Consider the following 19144-nt stretch of genomic DNA (forward strand, 5'->3'; position numbering starts at 1 on the left):
CACCCGTTCGACCCCCCCTGATGGGGTCATTACAATAGGCAGATGAACACCCCACAGAATTCCAGCCTCGGCCGCGAGGTCAGCTATCCGTCGCAGTACGACCCCGGCCTGCTGTTCCCCATCCCCCGCGCGGCGGCTCGCGCGGAGATCGATATCGACGAGGCCGCGCTGCCCTTCGTCGGGCACGATCGCTGGCATGCCTTCGAACTGGGCTGGCTTGACCTGCGTGGCAAGCCGCAGGTGGCAGTGGCCACCGTGCAGGTCCCGTGCACGTCACCGAGGTTGATTGAATCGAAGTCGTTCAAGCTGTACCTCAACTCGCTCAACAGTGCGCGTTTCGACGGCGCCGAGTCGCTGCGGCTTTGCATCGCGAAGGACCTGTCGGCATGCGCCGGTGCCCCGGTACAGGTGGCGTTTGGTTTGCCGCCGCTGCGTGAAAGCCCGCTCGGCGAGAGCATCGATGGACTCGACGTCGATATCGATTGCTATGGACCGCCGCACGCGGAGTACCTGTCTGCGGACGCCACCGACCTGGTCGAGGAAACCTTGGTCTCGGCCTTGATGAAGTCCAATTGTCCGGTGACCGGCCAGCCGGACTGGGCCACCGTCAGCGTGCGTTACCACGGCCCGCGTATCGACCGGGCTGGCCTGCTGCGCTACGTGGTCAGTTACCGCGAGCATGCCGAGTTCCATGAGCAGTGCGTGGAGCGCATCTTCAACGAGGTCAGCCAGCGTTGCATGCCGCAGTGGCTTGAGGTGGAAGCCCGCTACACGCGACGGGGTGGCCTGGACATCAATCCATGGCGGGCCAGCCCGGGTGTTGCCTCACCTGCTGCGATCTACCGCGAACAACGCCAGTAGGGCCTGGTTGGCTTCACATTAAAACCATCCCTATTTAACAACCTGTGTGAGAACGTGCCAGCCACGAAGTCCTGCAGATGGGAGTGGGTGGATGAGTACCGAGAAGAAGGCCGATTTTTCTGGCGTCAGCTCCAATGTCGACAGCACCGCGCAGCAGGTTCCCAAAGCCGATTTTTCCGGTGTCAGCGGATCCGTGGACAGCACGGCCGACGTGGTGGGCGGCACGTACACCGTAGAAAAGGGCGACTCGCTGTCCAGGATCGCCAAGCAGCACTATGGCGATGCCAACGCGTGGCAGAAGATATTCGATGCCAACAAGGACGTGCTGAAGGACCCGGACAAGATCCAGCCCGGGCAGGTCCTGAAGCTGCCACCGAAATAAGCGAAATAAGCCGGCCGAAGCAAGCCGGCACCTGCTGCTGTTCCGCTGAACCCTTGGAGGAAACCCGATGACCCGTACCAACACCCTTCGCAATGGCCTGCTGGTCGCGCTGCTTGGCAGCGTCGCGCTGGTGGGTTGCAAGAAGAACGAACCGGCGACCGACGTCAACGCACCGCCGGCCACCGATACCGCTCCGGCCCCCATGACCGGTGCCCCGCCACCGATGGCTGAAGCCGCATCGGTAAATGTTTCTTCGGTAACTGTCGGCAAAACGGCTGCTGCGGATAAATCCGTGGCTACTTCAGCGCTGTTCGCACCTCAGGACGAGATCATCGTCTCGGTTCGTACCGACGGAACAGCGAACAATGCAAACGTGGGCGCGAAGCTGACGTTCCAGGATGGCCAGGTGGCGGGTGAGCAGAGCGCAGCGCTCAACACCACCGGTGCCGAGACCACCAACATCAGTTTCAAGAACGCCAATGGCTGGCCGGCGGGCAAATACCGTGCGGAAGTCATGGTAGATGGCAAGGCGGCCGGAACGCCGCAGGAGTTCGAGGTCAAGTAAGTCCACTGCATTACCGACTCTCTCCCGGTAGTGGGCTCACGATGGACGCAGCCGCAAGGCTGCGTCTTTTTTTGTTGCAGCCGTGCCCGCGCCCCGGCGCGTCGGGATCATTGCACCATCTGCCAGCAATCGCGGCGGCTGCGTCTCTCCTTCCAATACCTGCGCGTATGGCGCAGCTTTGCCGTGTGGCCTGGAAATGGCGACAATGCAGGAGTTTCCCCGTCGCATGCCTGTTGCTGGAATGCGGCCCGGAAGAGGTGGCCGGCACCCCTGCGTCTTGGCCGCCAGATATGCCAGTACGTGGCCGGTGCTTGCGCCTGCCTTCCCCTGAGATCCGCCATAGAGTCCACGTTCCCCATGTCGAATACGCCCAAGATCCTCTACACGCTGACCGATGAAGCGCCGTTCCTGGCCACCCAGTCGCTGCTGCCGGTCGTCAGTGCGTTCACCGCAACTGCCGGTATCGCCGTGGAAACCCGCGACATTTCGCTGTCCGGCCGCATCCTCTCGCTGTTTCCGGAGCGGCTGAAGGATGAGCAGAAGGTAAACGATGACCTGGCCGAGCTGGGCCAGCTGGCGACCACCCCGGAAGCCAACATCATCAAACTGCCGAATATCTCCGCATCGGTGCCGCAGTTGAAGGCGGCCATCAAGGAGCTGCAGGGCCTCGGTTATGCGTTGCCGGATTACCCGGAAAACCCGGCCGATGACGAGCAGCGCGATGTCAAGGCGCGCTACGACAAGGTCAAGGGCAGCGCGGTGAACCCGGTGCTGCGCGAAGGCAATTCCGATCGTCGCGCGCCGCTGTCGGTCAAGAATTACGCCCGCAAGCATCCACATCGCATGGGCGCGTGGGCGTCGGATTCGAAGTCGCATGTCGCCCACATGGCGTCGGGCGATTTCTACGGCAGCGAGAAGTCGGCCACGCTGGCCGGTGCCGGCAGCCTGAAGATCACCCTGCATGGCACCGACGGCAGCGCAGTGGTGCTGAAGGAAAAGACCGCCGTCAAGGCCGGTGAGATCGTCGATGCCGCGGTGATGAGCCGCAGTGCACTGGCCGCTTTCATCGCTGATCAGATCGCCGATGCCAAGGCGCAGGGCGTGCTGTTTTCGCTGCACCTGAAAGCCACCATGATGAAGGTCTCCGACCCGATCATGTTCGGCGTGGCCGTCAATGAGTTTTACAAGGACGTGCTGGCCAAGCATGCCGACGTGCTCAAGCAGGCCGGATTCGATGCCAACAATGGCATTGGCGACCTGGCCGCGCGCCTTCCGTCGCTGCCGGATGCCACCCGTTCGGCCATCGAAGCCGACCTGCAGGCCGAGTACGCACTGCGCCCGGGCGTGGCGATGGTCAACTCGGACAAGGGCATCACCAACCTGCACGTACCCAGCGACGTGATCGTCGATGCGTCGATGCCGGCGATGATCCGCGACTCCGGCAAGATGTGGAACGCCGAAGGCAAGCTGCAGGACACCAAGGCGGTGATCCCGGATCGTTGCTATGCCGGTGTGTACCAGGCGGTCATCGACGATTGCCGCAGCAACGGTGCGTTCGACCCGGCCACCATGGGCTCGGTACCGAACGTTGGCCTGATGGCGCAGAAGGCCGAGGAGTACGGTTCGCATGACAAGACCTTCCAGGTCGCGGTCGATGGCGTGGTCAAGGTCACCGATGAGGCCGGCAACGTGGTGTTCGAGCACCCGGTGCAGGCGGGTGACATCTGGCGCATGTGCCAGACCAAGGACGCGCCGATCCAGGATTGGGTCCGGCTGGCCGTTGAACGTGCGCGCCTGAGCAGCACCCCGGCGGTGTTCTGGCTGGATGCCGCGCGTGCGCATGATGCGCAGGTCATCGCCAAGGTGGAGGCCTACCTCAAGGACCATGACACCTCGGGCCTGGATATCCGCATCCTGCCGCCAGTGGAAGCCACCGCGTTCTCGCTGGCACGCATCCGCAAGGGCGAGGACACCATTTCGGTGACCGGCAACGTGCTGCGTGACTACCTCACCGACCTGTTCCCGATCATGGAGCTGGGCACCAGCGCGAAGATGCTCTCCGTCGTGCCGCTGATGGCCGGTGGTGGTCTTTTCGAGACCGGTGCCGGTGGCTCTGCGCCCAAGCACGTGCAGCAGTTCGTCGAAGAGGACTACCTGCGCTGGGATTCGCTGGGTGAGTTCCTGGCGCTGGCCGCGTCGCTGGAGCACCTGGGCAACCGTTATGACAACGCCGCCGCCCGCGTGCTGGCCAAGGCGCTGGACCAGGCCAACGGTGAGTTCCTGGACAACGACAAGTCGCCGTCGCGCAAGCTGGGTGGCATCGACAACCGTGGCAGCCATTTCTACCTGACCCTGTACTGGGCGCAGGCGCTGGCTGCACAGGATGACGATGCGGCGCTGAAGGCACGTTTCGCACCATTGGCCAAGGCGCTCACCGACAACGAGAAGAAGATCGTCGAGGAACTGGTCGCGGTGCAGGGCAAGGCCGTGGACATCGGCGCGTATTACCGCCCGGACCTGGCCAAGGTGGCCGCCGCGATGCGCCCGAGCGCTACCTTCAACAAGGCGCTGGAGCAGTTGCAGGGCTGATCGGACGCAGCATCTGGTTACCCGGAAGGCCCGCGCATTGCGCGGGCCTTCTGCGTTGTGGCCGGTTGGCAGTGTGCATGGAGCAACAGGCGCCCTGCCATCGCGGCACGGAAATTGCCTCCTGTCTGCATGTCTCAGTTCTTCGGTTTGGCCTGGGCTCTGCCGGTCATTCTGAGCAGCCGATCACGTCAGTCGGGTGCGGCTCCCCCGTACGCTGCGAAAGTCGCGGGGATGCGGCTGAGGGGACGTTCATGGCAAGGATCCTGGTGGTAGGTGCCGACATCGAACGCGAACAGGCACTGCTGCGTCGGTTGCGGCGGGTTGCCGCGCTGCCGGAAGGGCGGGTACGCGGCTGTCGCGACCTGGACGATTGTGACCTGTTGGTGATCCGGGACACGCCTGCGTTGCGCAACGCGGCGGCCAACCTGCTGCGCGGGCGCCCGCGCCTGCACTGCTGGGTGGAAGACCAGCACGGCCGCCTGCTGGGCGGGGAGTCCGGCGAAGAGCTGGACGACCATGCCATCGCCAGTGCGCTGCACGGCATGCAGCTGCCTGTTGCCGCCGCCGCCCACGCGGCAACGATGCTGCCGGAGCTGGCGCGTGGCAGCCATGCGATCACCCAGGTGCTGCGGCAACGCCTGCCACTACGGAACTGCCAGTTGATGCTGAAGCGGCAGGCGCAGCCGCTGTTGCTGCTGGATCTCGCGCAGGACCAGGCACAGGCACAGAACGCCGATGGCGAGCTGCTGATGGATACGATCGTTGAGGAATTCGATGCGTTGAGCCTGCATGAGGTGGCCGGCACGCCGCTGCAGATGGTGCAGGAACGTCCACGCCTGCCCTTGCGGCCATTGCTGTGGCAGTGGGGACTGCGCAGCAACCAGTGGCATGCACTGGATCATCGGCTGCGGCAGGGCGCGGCGGTGCGGATGTCGCGCTGGCCGGACTTCCGCGTGCTCGGCCGCGACCATGATGGCTTCCGCCTGTGCTCGCTGCTGCTCAAGCGCGCGCACACAGTACAACAGTGCGCAGGCCTGCTGGACCTGCCTGACGTGGTGGTGTCTTCGTTCGTGCACGCCGCTTACCTGAGCGGCCATGCGCAGCTGGAGGAGGTGCCGGCCGCGATCGCGTACGGCGGGAGCACCTCGCCACCGGGCAGCCTGCTGGCACGGATGTGGCGCAGCATGCGTGGGAGGGCATGAGCATGCGGGAGTACAAGATCGTCGTGCTCGGTGGCATGGGCAGCGGCAAGTCGACCCTGGTCCGCAGCATCGCTGCAGGCAGCGTTGTGGATACCGACGTCGCCAACAGCGACCGGCTGGGCGCCGACAAGGCCACCACCACGGTGGCGATGGACTACGCCGACATCGACCTGCCCAATGGCGACCGCCTGCGCCTCTATGGCACGCCAGGACAACAACGGTTCGATTTCCTGTGGCCTGTGCTGCTGCGAGGTGCCAGTGGAGTGCTGTTGCTGGTCGATGGCAGCCGCCAGCGGTGCGCGGACGAGCTTTCTTCCAGCCTGCAGGTACTTGCCTTGCATGGCAGTGGCACGCCGGTGGTGGTCGGTGTCACCCGCCTTGACCTCGCGCTCGAAGATCCGATGGAGCAGCTGTCCACCCTCGCTGTGCTGGATGGACTGGTGGTGCCGGTGGTACCGCTGGATGCGCGTACGCGTCTACAGGGGATGCTGCTGATGGATGTGCTGATGGGCGAGATGGAAGCACATGCACTGGTGGGCAGTGATGGCTGACGGCACCCAGGCCCACATGCCCGATGCGCTGCAACGGGCGCGGCTGCTCCCGCTGTTGCAGCAGTTCGCCGACCGCGTGGAAGGGGTGCGCACCGTGGTGCTGGCCAGCGTGGATGGGTTTGCGCTGGTGCAGGCAGGTACCAGCGGCAATGGCGAGCGGCTGGCGGCGATGACCAGCGCGATGCTGGGCCTGGCCGCAGCGGTCGGACGTGAGCTGGCACTGGGCGAGCTGCAGACCCTGATGCTGGAAGCCGGCGAGGGCAAGGTGTTGATGCTGGCCCTGCCAGGCAGCAATGCGCCGTTGTTGCTGATGGCCGGTTGCGACCAGCGCACCGTCATCGGCCAGGTGCTGTGGAACGCACGCGAATGTGGCCAGGCAGTCCTGGCCGAACTCGGCGGAAGCTGAGCCGCTCCGCAGGGAAATCCAAGGCTCCAATTTCAACGTGACGGGGTGACACATGGCAGGACTCAAGGAATCACTGGATGCGCTGATGGGGATCGATGGCGCGCAGGCGGTAGCACTGGTGGATTATGAGAGCGGCATGCTGCTGGGCGAATCCGGTTCGGGAATGGACATGGAAGTGGCAGCAGCGGGCAACACCGAGGTGATCCGCGCCAAGATGAAGACTGCTGCCTCGCTGAACCTCAACGACAGCATCGAAGACATCCTGATTTCGCTCGGCAGGGCGTACCACATCATGCGTCCGGTCGCGAAACGCAAGGGATTGTTCTTCTACCTCGTGCTGGACAGGAACAAGTCCAACCTTGCGCTGGCACGGCGCAAGGTGCAGGACGTAGAGGGCGAGCTGGCGATCTGACCCGGCCTGACGGCCCGGTGCCGGCCACGGGTCGGTATCCGGGCAGGCGGGTCCGCCGGACTGGGACTGTGCAGGCCGCCTTCGGCCGTCGTAAGGTGGGCCTGGTCCCGGCGATGAGCCCTGCATGTCCTGCACCGATGTCCCAATGCCCCTGGAGGCACTGATCGCCATCGCCATACGCGATGGCTTCGAGGACTATCACGCGCGCTTCGCGGCCATTACCGCACGTGCAAAGTTGCGCTTCGAGACGCGCCAATGGGACGCATCGCCACTGGACGCGGTGGAGCGCATCGGCCTGTATGACACCTGCATCGCCTCATGCATGGATACGCTGCGCAGGCTGGCCAGGGAATCCATCGGCGACCGCGTGTTGTGGCTCCAGGTCCACGCCCATTATGCCGGGCTGCTGCAGGGGCTGATCGACGCCGAACTGTACAAGACCTTCTACAACACCCTGGCGCGGCGGTTGTTTGGAACCCGTGGTGTCGACGCCCAGGTGGAGTTCATCGCCTTTGACGTCGAGCCATCCGATGCCATCACCCATCCGGTGGCGCGGCATGCCTACGCGATGTCGGTGGCGCGACCAGCCGATGCGCTGATGCGCGTGCTGGCGGACTACCGCTTCGAGGTGCCCTATGCGCACCAACTGCGCTGCGCAGCGGCCATTGCCGTGCGCCTGCAGGACGATCTGGCGCATTGGGGGGCTGACCCGGTGCGCAGCATCGAACTGCTCGACACCGTGTTCTACCGCGAGCGTCGTGCCTACCTGGTAGGTCGGGTGTTTGGCGAGCATCGCTTCTCGCCCTGCGTGATCGCGCTGGTCAATGATGGACAGGGCCTGCGTGCCGACGCGGTGCTTACCCGGCGCCGCGACGTGGCCCACCTGTTCGGCGTCTCGCGCAGCTATTTCCAGGCCAACCTGGCTACGGTGGGGGATGCGGTGGTATTCCTGCGCAGCCTGCTGCCGGGAAAGCCGGTGGACGAGATCTATACCGTGCTGGGCCGCGCCAAGCAGGGAAAAACCGAGCGCTACCGTACCTTCTTCAGCCATTTCCGCGACCAGCCAAGCGAGCAGCTGGTGCATGCCGAAGGCACGCCGGGCATGGTCATGGCGGTGTTCACCCTGCCCAGCTATCCGCTGGTGTTCAAGCTGATACGCGACCGTTTCGCCTGGCCGAAGGCGATGTCGCGGCAGCAGGTGGAGGAGAAGTACGCCCTGGTATTCAACCTCGACCGCGCGGGACGCCTGCTGGATGCACAGCCTTACCGGCACCTCCGGTTCCCGAAGGACAGGTTCGCTCCGGCGTTGCTGCAGGAACTGTTGGATCAATGCGCGCAGAGTGTCCGCGTGGACGGGCAGGAGGTGGTGATCGCGCTGTGCTATGTACAGCGGCGCTTCCGTCCATTGAACCTGTACCTGCGCGAGCAGGGGGCATCGGCGGTACGCGCGGCCGTGCTGGACTATGCGCAGTCGATCACCGACATGGCACGCAACAACATCTTCCCCGGCGACATGCTGCCGAAGAATTTCGGCGTATCCCGGCACGGGCGTGCGGTGTTCTACGATTACGATGAACTGTGCCTGGTGACGGACTGCGTGTTCCGGGATTGGCCGACGCCGCGCAATGACGAAGAAGCCATGGCCGATGAGCCGTGGTTCCACGTGGGCCCGCATGATGTCTTTCCCCAGCGCTTCGGTCCGTTCATGGGGCTGCCGGCTGCCGAGCTGGCAGCCGTGCGGGAGCACTTCGGGCACCTGTTCGATCCGCAATGGTGGCGTGGACTACAGGCGCGGTTTGCGGCGGGGGATTACCCGGATACACCGCCCTACACCGGGGAACACCGGCTTGCGTGATACCGGGCGGAGACGATGGTAGTCTTCTCCCCTCATCCACAAGGAGCAGGTGCGATGCGTAACCCGATGATGTGGGCGCTGGCGGTGGCCATGAGTGCGTTGCTGCCCGTTGCACACGCGGACGATGCGGCCAAGCCGGAGACGCCACGCACGGCGCAGCAGATCCGTGCAACGGCAGAGGCCAGCATGGTGCTGACCGGCACCATCGACATTGCCACCGACGGCAGTGTCGAGAAGGTAGCCTTGGACCGCCGCGAAAAGATTGATCCTGGGATCGTCCGCTTTATTGAACGATCCGCGGATTCCTGGCGTTTCGAGCCGATCGTGCAGGGCGGCATCAACGTCCCGGCGCGCGCACCCATGCGCGTCCGTGTAACGGGCAGGACGACCGATGGTGGCGGCATGCAGGTCATGCTGAGTGATGCGAATTTCAGCAACTATGATCCCGACGATACCGAAAGCACCGTAGGCCTGAAGATGACGCCGCCGCGTTATCCTTCGGATGCATTTTCAATGAATGCCATGGGTACCGTGTTGTTGCAGTTGAAAATAGAGCGTGATGGCAGCGTGGGGGATGTCGTCGCCGAGCAGGTCAACCTGCGCACGGTGGGCAATGAGCGCATGATGCAGAACATGCGGCAGTCGCTGAGCAAGGCAGCCGTTGCCGCGGCACGCAGATGGACATTCCGTGTGCCCACGACCGGCGACCATGTGGATGAGCCCTTCTGGACGGTGCGGGTTCCGGTCAGTTTCGATATCAGCGACACCCTCAGGCCGAAGGACGATTACGCCGCTTGGCAGGCCTACATCCCTGGACCGCGGCAGGAAGAAGCGCCCTGGCGCACGGCAAAGCCAGAGGAGGCACGCGGGTCGGACCTGATGCCTGCGGGTGGTGTCTACATGGTCGGCCTGGACAAGGGGCCACGCCTGCTGACGCCGCTGGGCGGCTGACTTCCGTACCACCCAGGAATCTCGCAGGGAACAATCAAGCATGGACAATCAAGCAGGAAAGCGTGCTGTTGGTGCTGCACTGGCTCTGTTGCTTCTGGCTTCGCCTGCAGCCGGTGCATCCGCCAGCCCATCGGCCAGCCGCGCGGAAGTCAGCAAGCAGCTTGTCGGGACCACGCTGGTGCGCGGCCAGATCGATATCGAAGCAGACGGGTCGGTGTCGAACCTCGAGCTCGAGGCGGAGGAGAAGCTTGAGCCGGGCGTGGTGCGCTTCGTTCGCCAGACGGCGGAGAAGTGGCGTTTCGAACCGGTGAAAGTTGACGGAAAGGACGTGGCCGTACGTAGTTCCGTGAGTGTCAGGCTCATCGCCAGCCAGGGTGGGCAGGAGCAGGTCCGGATCCATGTCAGTGGCGTCGATTTCGGCAATATTGATGATGAGGGCAACGCCCGGGTGCAGAAGGTCTCGATGAAGGCGCCGGCCTATCCCAATACGGCAAGCACCATGGGCGGGGCCGGGACGGTGTATGTCGTCATCAGGATCGGCCGTGATGGCAAAGTCGAGGATGCAATGGCTGAGCAGGTCAACCTGCGTGCCGTGGGCACGGAGAAGCAGATGCAGGAAGTCCGGGATTCGCTGTCGTCCAGCGCGCTTGCCGCAGCGCGACGGTGGACGTTCCGGCCACCGACAGAGGGGCCCCATGTCGATGCGCCCTTTTGGACGGTACGTGTGCCAGTGAGCTTTTTGCTGAATCGCCAGAAAGAAGAAGACTCACCGGGCCTCTGGGTTGCTTACGTGCCAGGTCCGCGATATTCGGCGCCGTGGTTGGCGGATGACGATGCTCCCGGGTTCTCTCCCGATACGCTGGCCGAAGGTGGAATCTACATGGCTGATCGCCAAGGGCCGCGCCTGCTGACGCCGTTGGGCGGCGAGTGAGCGTTGCCGGCGGACGGTCGGCTATCGGGGCAAGGGCGTGACCACCAAGCGTCCTTGCCCACCGTCAGCCAACTGCAGCGCTGGTCAGCGCTCCAGCCGTTTGCGCAGCGTGGCGCGAAGCTGGGCCGCCATGGTCTCGTCCAGCGGTCCCAGCAGGCCATGGGCATGTTCGGGAACATGCCCGGTGGTGCGTTCGTCGGCCTCGAACACGTAGTGCCGGAACATCGCGTGCCAGGCTTCGCGCTGTGCAGCAGGCAGGTCGCGCACCGCCAGGATGGACAGCATCAGGGCATTCATGGGGGCATCCCTCCATGCCGGCACAGGCCGCCACCAGTAGTTGACCAGCACGTTGAAGGCATCCAGGCCCTCCATGTGGTGCCACCACAACGACGGGATGTACACCGCATCACCGGGTCCAAGCTCGGCTACCTGCGCGTACTGCATTGCCTCGGCGAAGCGCGGGAAGCGCACGGGATCCGGGGCGGCGAAGTCCACCAGGCTGACCGCCTGCCCGGCAGGGGTGAAGTCCAGCGGGCCGACATGCAGGTTGCCGACCTGGTCCGGCGGGAACAGGGTGACGCGCCTTCGGCCTGCCGCGACGCAGGCCAGGTTGTCCGGCACGTCCTGGTGGGCGGCGATGCGTGAGCGGTTGCCGATCCAGATGCTGGCCAGCGGATCGGCCACGCCGATGTCCAATGCGTTGTCCGCGCTGAGGCCGGGCAGGAAGCTGTCCAGGGTAGTGGACGCTACGTAGATCGACGGAGCGTCCGGATTGTCGTGGTATTTGAGCAAGGTATCCAGCACGACCTTGAGCGGCACCTGCTCGCGACGGAAATTGAAGCCGGTCATGTCCTCGTTGTAGAAGACCCGTCCCCGTGCCTGTGGCGGCGCGGTAGTGGCGGTGACCGGCATGCCACTGCGGTCGAATGGCTTCAGGTAGGCCACGCCATGCGCTGCGGATTCCCGGGCGGCCGATACCAGCGGCCATCCGGATACCAGTCCGCGGATTACCTTGGGCGTGGTCCAGCCGGGCAACCGGGCAGCAAGCTGCCCGGGCGCGATGCCATGAACCTCTTCGATGTGCCCGGTTGGTTGCATGCCATCCATCTTGCCATCGGTCAGAACTTGTAGCGTACGCCGAACATGTAGCGCGGCCCGGTCTGGGTGGCATAGCGCAGCATGTTGCTGTGGCGGGCGTAGGTACGCATGGTCTCGTCGGTGAGGTTGATGCCTTCCAGGCTGAGCGACAACTGCGGCGTCACGGCGTAGCTGATGTTGACGTCCAGCTGGCCATAGGCCTCGGTGTAATTGGGGTTCGGTCCCTGCCCACCAATGCCATTGAGGAAGCTGTCGCGCCAGTTGTACGCCGCACGCACCTGCCATGCATTCTTGTCATAGAAGGCCACCAGGTTGGCCGAATCGCTCAGGCCGATCATCGGGTACTGGTCGCCCAGGCTCAGGTTGTTGAAGGTGAGGCCCGATTTGACCTTGGTGTAGTTGGCGGCCAGGCCGAAGCCGGACTGCCCGAACAGATGCTGCACGCTGACTTCCCAGCCATCCAGGTGGTCCGAGCGCTGGTTGGCCGGCACGGTGATGTCGAAGCCAGCCACCGGATCGCCGGGCTGCCCGACGATGGTGCCGGTCAGTTGTCCGGCCGAATTGGTGCCGGTTGCAGTGACGCCGGGGTCGCCATCATGGTTGGTGAAGATGAAATCACGGATGCACGGCATGTCGGTTGCGCCGCAGCCCGACGCCAACGCTTCGTTCCAGTAGGTGCCGCCCACCGGGGTATGCAGGTTGCCCGGCTCCTCGCGCAGGATGGTGTTGCTGATGAAGTTCTTGATGTTCTTGCGGAAGTAGCCGACGGAGGCGTAGCTGGATTCGCCGTAATACCATTCCAGCGACAGGTCGAAGTTGTCCGACAGCAGCGGCTCCAGGCCGGGGTTGCCACGTGATCCGGTACCGCCCTGGGTGCGTACGATATCCGCCAGCGTCTGCCCGCTCTGGATCTGCGTCCAGCCCGGGCGACCGATGCTGCGGCTGTAGCTGCCGCGCAGTGCCAGCGCGTCGCTGATGTCCAGCTTCAAGTCCACGTTGGGCAGGAAGTAATCGTACTCGCCACGGCCGTCGATCACGCCGCTTTCCGTCGCGTAGTCGATGTTGAACTCATTGGCCGAGCTCCAGCTGATCCCGTCCGGCACGCGCACCATGGCGGAGGATTCCACCTCGGTCTTCTCGTAGCGGACGCCGACGGCAACGTTCAGCGGCATCGACCAGTCGAACGTGGTGCGGTACTGCAGGTAGGCACTCTTCGACTTCTCGGTGGTGCGGATGTCTTCGCTGTATTCGGTCGGTGCGAAGTAGCAGGTGGGACAGGCGGGATCGGAGGCGGTCCCCACTTCGCCGGCTCGCTCGCGCAGGCGGTCGAAATCGAATACCAGGAAGCGGCCGGTCATGCGTGGGTCGCCGCTGCCGGAGAAGGCCTTGAAGTACTTGGCCATGTCATCGGCGTACCAGATGCTGTCGTCGTAGTCGCCGGGCGTGCCGAGGCCGCCCCAGCTGTTGCGCTGTTCGATGGCCGAGGCCGAACGGTTCTGGACTTCCGTGGACCCGATGCCGAAGTCCAGGGCCGAGTAGTTGGCGAACTTGAAGCGGCCACGCGCCTGGAACTGTTCCACCTCGGACTTGTTGTAGCTGTTCTGGAACACCGAGCCGGTGACCAGGGCGTCGGACGCTTCGACCTGGGTCCTTCCTGGCGGCAGCGCCACGTTGATGATCGGCAGGTCACCGCTGTAGTCCACGGTGGTGGTACCGCGCACGAAGGCGGCCACGCCCAGTACGCCGGCCGAACCATAAGGGCTGTCCGGTTGTGATTCGGCGCTGGAGTTGTGGTAATCGAAGGACAGGTCCAGTGCGTCGTTGACTTCCCACTCCACGTTGAAGCCCAGCGAGTCCATGGTGTTCTTGGTGGCCAGCTTGGCGCCACCCATCGACAGGTCGGAGTACTCCATGTCTTCGGAGTAGATGATCGGCGCGGCCACCGGGCCATTGGTCCAGGTGCTGTCGCCAGGCCCGTAGTTGAACCATACCGACAGCTCGCTGCGTTGCTGCTGCACCTTGTTCTCGACGTGGGTGTAGTCCAGCGTGGTGGTTACGTTGTCGGCCGGCTTCCATTGGAACGTCGCCTGCGCGTTGGTACGCTGGCGCTGCACGCCGTTGACGTTGTAGGCGGTGTTCTGCGGGCGGCCGTAGACATCGTCCGCACCGGGACGGTTCTGGATGCGGTCTGCATAGCCCTGGCCGGGCAGGGGCAGGGCACGCCCGTCTTCGGTTTCATCGCCCTGGAAGGTGGCCCAGCCTTCGGCCACGGTGGCCTGGTTGAAGCCCGAGTCGCGCTCCTGGTGGCTGGCGCTGAGGGCAACGCCGAAGCGGCCATCGGCATAGGTGTTGCTGAAGATGCCGGACATCTCGCCGGTCAGCTCCGATCCGCGCAGCGTGCGCGGCAGGTTGCCGTTGGAGCTGTCATTGATCGCCTTCAGGCCAACGCTGATCACCGGCTCCGATTCCAGCGGGCGCAGCGTCTTGATGTTGATCGTGGCGCCGATACCGCCGGTTGGGTTGTCGGCGCGGGTGGTCTTGTAGACCTCTACCGCCGAGATCGATTCAGAGGCGATGTTGGCGAAATCAAACGAACGCGAGCCGGACAGGCCGGCGCCGCCGTCACCCAGGTTGGACGCTGGCATCTGGCGGCCGTTGAGCAGGACCAGGTTGTAGTCGGGGCCGATGCCACGCACGGTCACCTTGGAGCCCTCGCCGCTGGAGGTGCGGTCGATGGACACGCCGCTGATGCGTTGCAGCGACTCGGCCAGGTTGGTATCCGGGAACTTGCCGATGTCTTCGGCCACGATGCCGTCGACCACGCCCTGGCTGTCGCGCTTGAGATTCATCGAGGAGGTGAGACTGCCGCGGATACCGGTGACCATCACCGTGTCCAGGGTTGCAGGATCAGGATCCTGCGAGCGGGCACTCGAAGCTTCCGTGCTGTCCTGTGCCCAGGAGGGCGCGGCCACGGCAAGCAACAGGGCGGAGGCGAGCATCGTCTTGCGGGGTACGGCCTTGTACTTCCTCATTGCGTTCCCTCCCCGGGGAGTTCGAAGACAGCGGTTCTGATGCGGCTGCTACGCTTGGACGGCACGACGGGGGCGATTGGGATGCATGGGTGACAGCGTTGTCAACAAACCGACATGTGCGGCGGGATGGACTGGCGGGGAGGGGGCACTGCTGAATGCAGCCTTGACGGCTTTGCGTGGTGGGGAAATGCCTGTGATTCCAGCGGGATGCGGGAAAACAGCGGTCCACTGGAAGCAGCGCATGAAGGGCAGGTGATGTGCTGCGTTGCAGAATGGATCTGCGCAGCCGCAAATGGAGAAACCACGGTGCCGATCACACCGCACCTGACAGCGCTGGACAACCGGCACGTCGCCGGCGGCCTGCTCAGGGCTTCCGGCGGCGCGGCGGTGCGGTGGATTCGCGTACCAGGACGGCATGCTCGACCGTGACCATGCGGCCGCCGTGCGGGGTGCGGATGCGGTCGATCAACTGCAGTGTCGCCAGCTGTCCCATGTCAGCGGTCGGTTGGCGCACCGTGGTCAGGGCAGGGAATATGTGGCTGGCGATGGGGGTGTCATCGAAGCCGCACACTGAGAGGTCCCTGGGGATGCGCAGGCCGCGTTCGCCCGCTACGCGGTACACCGCAGCGGCCATGTCGTCGTTGGCGGCGAAGATCGCGGTGGGTGGATCGGCACGTTCCAGCAGCCGATGGGCGGATGCCACGCCGGATTCGAACGAGAACTGTCCGCTGACCACCAGCGTCGGGTCGTAGGCAATGCCTGCCTCACGCAGGGCGCGCCTGTAGCCGACGTGGCGCCATTGGCAGGCACCGTGCGTGCGCGGTCCTTTGATGTGGCCGATACGGCGGTGACCCAACGCGAGCAGGTGCCGCATCAGTTCCAGGGCCGCGGTGGTCTCATCCATCCGCACGCCGATGCAGCCATCGGGATCACGCGGGGCGATGCATGCATAGGGCACGCCCAGGTCTTCCAGGCTGGAGCGCACCACCGGATCATCGGTCAGCGGGGGAACCAGTACCATGCCATCGGGACGCGAATTCTCGAACATCGCGGTCAGGTCAGGCAACGCATGCCGGCCCACGCCCACCGGACCCAGCAGCAGGTTGTAATGGTTGGCCTGGCAGGCCTCCAGCATCCCGTTCTGGATCTCCATCAGGTAGTTGCGCGACGGGTTGTTGTACGCCAGTGCCAGCGTGTACGAACGTTGGCCGGCGAGGCTGCGCGCGGAGGGGTTGGGTTTGTATCCCAGCCGTGCCACGGCGTTGCGCACCCGTGCCTGGGTTTCCTCGCGCACATTGGGCTCGTTGTTCAGCACACGCGAGACGGTCTTGATGGAAACCCCTGCTGCTGCGGCGACATCCTCGATTCGACTGCGCATGGTGCGGATGATCCTATGGGAGCCTGGTGACGGTGCCGGAGGCTGTGCGGCGGCAAGCGATGGTGCTACGAAGCGGCGATGTTGCCATGGCGCGGCGCAACACGGACAGATCCGGGGGCATCGGGACAACGGGGGATCCGTAGAGCGGGCCCATGGCCCGCTGCCCTTGTTTCCGGCATCGCGCCAACGGCAGCGGGGCATGGCCCCGCTCTACCATTTGTTTCTGCGCGCCAATCCCCGCAAACGACAAAGGCCCCGCAATGCGGGGCCTTTGTCGAAGAACGATCGGCGCCGGTAACTCAGCGCTTCATCGAACCGAAGAACTCGTCGTTGGACTTGGTGTTCTTCATCTTGTCCAGCAGGAATTCCATCGCGGCCATTTCATCCATCGGATGCAGCAGCTTGCGCAGGATCCAGATCTTCTGCAGCAGCTCCGGCTCGATCAGCAGGTCTTCGCGGCGGGTGCCTGAACGGTTGATGTCGATGGCCGGGAACACGCGCTTCTCGGAGATACGGCGGCTCAGGTGCACTTCGCTGTTGCCGGTGCCCTTGAACTCTTCGTAGATCACCTCGTCCATCTTGCTGCCGGTGTCGACCAGCGCGGTGGCGATGATGGTCAGGCTGCCGCCTTCTTCCACGTTGCGTGCGGCGCCGAAGAAGCGCTTCGGACGGTGCAGCGCGTTGGCGTCGACGCCGCCGGTCAGCACCTTGCCCGAGCTCGGCACCACGTTGTTGTAGGCGCGTGCCAGGCGGGTGATCGAATCCAGCAGGATCACCACGTCTTTCTTGTGCTCGACCAGGCGCTTGGCGCGCTCGATCACCATTTCGGCGACCTGCACGTGGCGCGCGGCCGGCTCATCGAACGTCGAGCTGATGACCTCGCCACGCACGGTGCGCTGCATTTCGGTCACTTCTTCCGGGCGCTCGTCGATCAGCAGTACGATCAGGTGGACGTCCGGATGGTTGGTGGTGATGGCCGTTGCCACCTGCTGCATCATCATCGTCTTGCCCGCCTTCGGCTGGGAGACGATGAGCGAGCGCTGGCCCTTGCCCTGCGGTGCCATCAGGTCGAGGATGCGGCCGGTGATGTCTTCGGATGAACCGTTGCCGCGCTCCAGGGTGAAGCGACGGCGCGGGAACAACGCGGTCAGGTTCTCGAACAGCACCTTGTTCTTCGACGCTTCCAGCGGCTCGCCGTTGATGGTGTCCACGATGGACAGTGCGAAGTAACGCTCGCCATCCTTCGGGAAGCGGATGCGGCCGGAGAGGTGGTCGCCGGTGCGCAGGTTGAAGCGACGGATCTGGCTGGGCGAGATGTAGGTATCGTCCGGGCCGGCCAGGTAGCTGGCCTCGGCCGCGCGCAGGAAACCGAAGCCGTCAGGCAGGATTTCCAGCACGCCGTCGGCAGCGACGCCGTCGCCATGGCGGGTCAGCACCTTCAGCAGGGCGAAGATGACGTCCTGCTTGCGTGCACGTGCGACACCTTCGGAGATCTGCAGCTGCTCGGCGATCTCCAGCAGCTTCTGCGCCGGCATGCGCTTGAGGTCGCTCAGCGAGTAGACCGGGAAGCCTTCCGGCACGTTGGCATGCGGCCGCGGCACGAAGGGTTGCTGGTCGTTGCTGTCCTGCGGCAGGCCGTCATCGCGGCCACGGCCACCACGGTCGCGGTCGCGACGATTGCGGAAGCGGTCGCGGCGGTTGCCCTGGCCCTGCTGGTTGCCCTGCTGGTTGCCTTGGTAGGGACCCTGGTTCGAGCCGGCGGCGGTATTCTGCTGGCCTCCCCCCTGGTTGTTGTGCTGTGGATTCTGCTGCTGGCGGCCCTGGCCGGATTCGCGGCCTTCGCTGTCGCCACCGCCATGGGAGGCGGGGGCGTCGGCAGCGGGCGCGCTCGGCGCTGCGGAGGCGGGTGCAGCAGGCGCAGGTGCGGGTGCCGCAGGCGCTGGCGCTTGGGGCGCTGCAGCCAACGGCAGTGCGGGCTGCGCCGGGGCACTGGTTTCTGTGGCGGCCGCAGCGGCAGCCTTGGTCACGCGGGGCTTGCGCACGCGCTTTTCGGCGGGCGCATCAGCGCTACCGGTTTCGGAAGTGTTATCGGACAAGAGCGTTATTCCTCGCTTGAAGGTGCGAGCGCCCGGCTGGGGCGGCGAACGAAGGGAAAAGGGTCTGGAGTGAACTGCATCCAGAGGGCGCGGCACGCGAACGCGGCCGGATGTGCCGACACTACCATCGGCGCGCGGCGCCTTGCAAGGGCTGCCGGGATCATACGTTCATGCAGTGCAAGGGCTACAGGCAGCCGGCGTCACCGGCTGCCGGGTACTGCAGCTCAGGCCAGGGCCTTGTCGAGCATGCCGGCCAGCTGGGCCTTGCCGACCGCGCCGATCTGCTCGCCAACCTTCTCGCCGTCCTTGAAGACCAGCAGGTAAGGGATCGAACGCACGTGGTACTTCACTGCCAGCTCGCGTTGCTCATCGACGTTGATCTTGGCGATCTTGGCGCGGCCTTCATAGGCATCGGCAAGCTCATCCAGGGCCGGGGCGATCATCTTGCACGGGCCACACCATTCGGCCCAGAAGTCGACCAGTACCGGTTCCTTGGAGTCCAGCACGGTGCTTTGGAAGTCAGCGGTGCTGACATGTACAACCTTGTCGCTCATCTTGGTCTCTCGTCTTGTGTTGCACCCGGCAGTACGCCGGAGGTGGGTGAACTGGGCCATGCCGGTACGGCGGGGCCCTCGTCGTTGCCTCGCGGAGGAGTCCACGGTGCGCTCGGCGGGATGCCTGGACGCTCACGGCCGGCAGTTTACGCCTATCCGCGGGACAGGACAGGGGCCGGTTGGAACCCAGCGTATCGTGATCGGCACCACCAACGATACGTGCCGGATTTCACTGTTACAGCCTATGAAATAAGTCCCTGCCGAGTGTGTCGCAAGCGATG

Annotated in this window: 16 protein-coding genes; 11 read left to right on the forward strand and 5 right to left on the reverse strand. The window is 64.6% G+C overall.

From position 1 onward, the window contains the following. Nucleotides 1-42: 42 nt before the first annotated feature. The 11 genes from queF to H4O11_RS05725 all read left to right on the forward strand — a co-directional run bounded on the left by queF (nucleotide 43) and on the right by H4O11_RS05725 (nucleotide 10705). A complete protein-coding gene (gene queF, locus H4O11_RS05675) occupies nucleotides 43-861 on the forward strand; it encodes an NADPH-dependent 7-cyano-7-deazaguanine reductase QueF (RefSeq protein ID WP_182338439.1) in 819 nt (272 codons plus the stop codon). A gap of 91 nt (nucleotides 862-952) precedes the next feature. Further along, entirely contained in the window at nucleotides 953-1243 is a 291-nt protein-coding gene (locus H4O11_RS05680) for a LysM peptidoglycan-binding domain-containing protein (RefSeq protein ID WP_182338440.1), read from the forward strand. A gap of 67 nt (nucleotides 1244-1310) precedes the next feature. Continuing rightward, nucleotides 1311-1808 carry a hypothetical protein gene (locus tag H4O11_RS05685; RefSeq protein ID WP_182338441.1) on the forward strand — a complete coding sequence of 166 codons (498 nt, stop codon included), beginning with the start codon at nucleotides 1311-1313 and terminating at the stop codon, nucleotides 1806-1808. A gap of 357 nt (nucleotides 1809-2165) precedes the next feature. Further along, nucleotides 2166-4397: an NADP-dependent isocitrate dehydrogenase gene (locus H4O11_RS05690; RefSeq protein WP_182338442.1), complete on the forward strand. Its 2232-nt coding sequence runs from the start codon at nucleotides 2166-2168 to the stop codon at nucleotides 4395-4397. Between the two features lie 251 nt (nucleotides 4398-4648). Continuing rightward, nucleotides 4649-5599 (forward strand): hypothetical protein, encoded by a 951-nt coding sequence (locus H4O11_RS05695; RefSeq protein WP_182338443.1) that lies wholly within the window; start codon nucleotides 4649-4651, stop codon nucleotides 5597-5599. 2 nt (nucleotides 5600-5601) lie between these two features. Next, entirely contained in the window at nucleotides 5602-6150 is a 549-nt protein-coding gene (locus H4O11_RS05700) for a GTP-binding protein (RefSeq protein ID WP_182338444.1), read from the forward strand. Continuing rightward, on the forward strand, nucleotides 6143-6556 hold the full coding sequence (locus tag H4O11_RS05705; protein ID WP_182338445.1) for a roadblock/LC7 domain-containing protein: 414 nt from the start codon (nucleotides 6143-6145) through the stop codon (nucleotides 6554-6556). Before H4O11_RS05700 ends, H4O11_RS05705 begins: the two co-directional genes overlap by 8 nt. Before the next feature lie 52 nt (nucleotides 6557-6608). Then, entirely contained in the window at nucleotides 6609-6968 is a 360-nt protein-coding gene (locus H4O11_RS05710; protein WP_182338446.1) for a hypothetical protein, read from the forward strand. 124 nt (nucleotides 6969-7092) lie between these two features. Continuing rightward, nucleotides 7093-8823: a bifunctional isocitrate dehydrogenase kinase/phosphatase gene (aceK, locus tag H4O11_RS05715; protein WP_182338447.1), complete on the forward strand. Its 1731-nt coding sequence runs from the start codon at nucleotides 7093-7095 to the stop codon at nucleotides 8821-8823. Between the two features lie 186 nt (nucleotides 8824-9009). Beyond that, on the forward strand, nucleotides 9010-9774 hold the full coding sequence (locus tag H4O11_RS05720) for an energy transducer TonB (RefSeq protein WP_246333311.1): 765 nt from the start codon (nucleotides 9010-9012) through the stop codon (nucleotides 9772-9774). A 40-nt stretch (nucleotides 9775-9814) separates the two neighbouring features. Next, a complete protein-coding gene (locus H4O11_RS05725; RefSeq protein ID WP_246333313.1) occupies nucleotides 9815-10705 on the forward strand; it encodes a protein tonB in 891 nt (296 codons plus the stop codon). 84 nt (nucleotides 10706-10789) lie between these two features. Here H4O11_RS05725 and H4O11_RS05730 read toward each other — a convergent pair whose 3' ends face one another. The 5 genes from H4O11_RS05730 to trxA form a co-directional block, all read right to left on the reverse strand. After that, entirely contained in the window at nucleotides 10790-11803 is a 1014-nt protein-coding gene (locus H4O11_RS05730) for a cupin-like domain-containing protein (RefSeq protein ID WP_182338448.1), read from the reverse strand. 20 nt (nucleotides 11804-11823) lie between these two features. Continuing rightward, the gene (locus H4O11_RS05735) at nucleotides 11824-14835 is read right to left on the reverse strand and encodes a TonB-dependent receptor (protein ID WP_182338449.1); all 3012 of its coding nucleotides are present in this window, start codon (nucleotides 14833-14835) and stop codon (nucleotides 11824-11826) included. A 364-nt stretch (nucleotides 14836-15199) separates the two neighbouring features. Then, nucleotides 15200-16213 (reverse strand): LacI family DNA-binding transcriptional regulator, encoded by a 1014-nt coding sequence (locus tag H4O11_RS05740; protein ID WP_182338450.1) that lies wholly within the window; start codon nucleotides 16211-16213, stop codon nucleotides 15200-15202. A 299-nt stretch (nucleotides 16214-16512) separates the two neighbouring features. Further along, nucleotides 16513-18309, reverse strand: coding sequence for a transcription termination factor Rho (gene rho, locus H4O11_RS05745; protein ID WP_182338451.1), 1797 nt, complete (start codon nucleotides 18307-18309; stop codon nucleotides 16513-16515). Between the two features lie 224 nt (nucleotides 18310-18533). Next, on the reverse strand, nucleotides 18534-18863 hold the full coding sequence (gene trxA / locus H4O11_RS05750; RefSeq protein WP_182338452.1) for a thioredoxin: 330 nt from the start codon (nucleotides 18861-18863) through the stop codon (nucleotides 18534-18536). Nucleotides 18864-19144 lie beyond the last annotated feature (281 nt).

Origin of the sequence: Stenotrophomonas tumulicola, from assembly GCF_014117215.1 — a bacterium.
Classification (GTDB): Bacteria; Pseudomonadota; Gammaproteobacteria; order Xanthomonadales; family Xanthomonadaceae; genus Stenotrophomonas; species Stenotrophomonas tumulicola.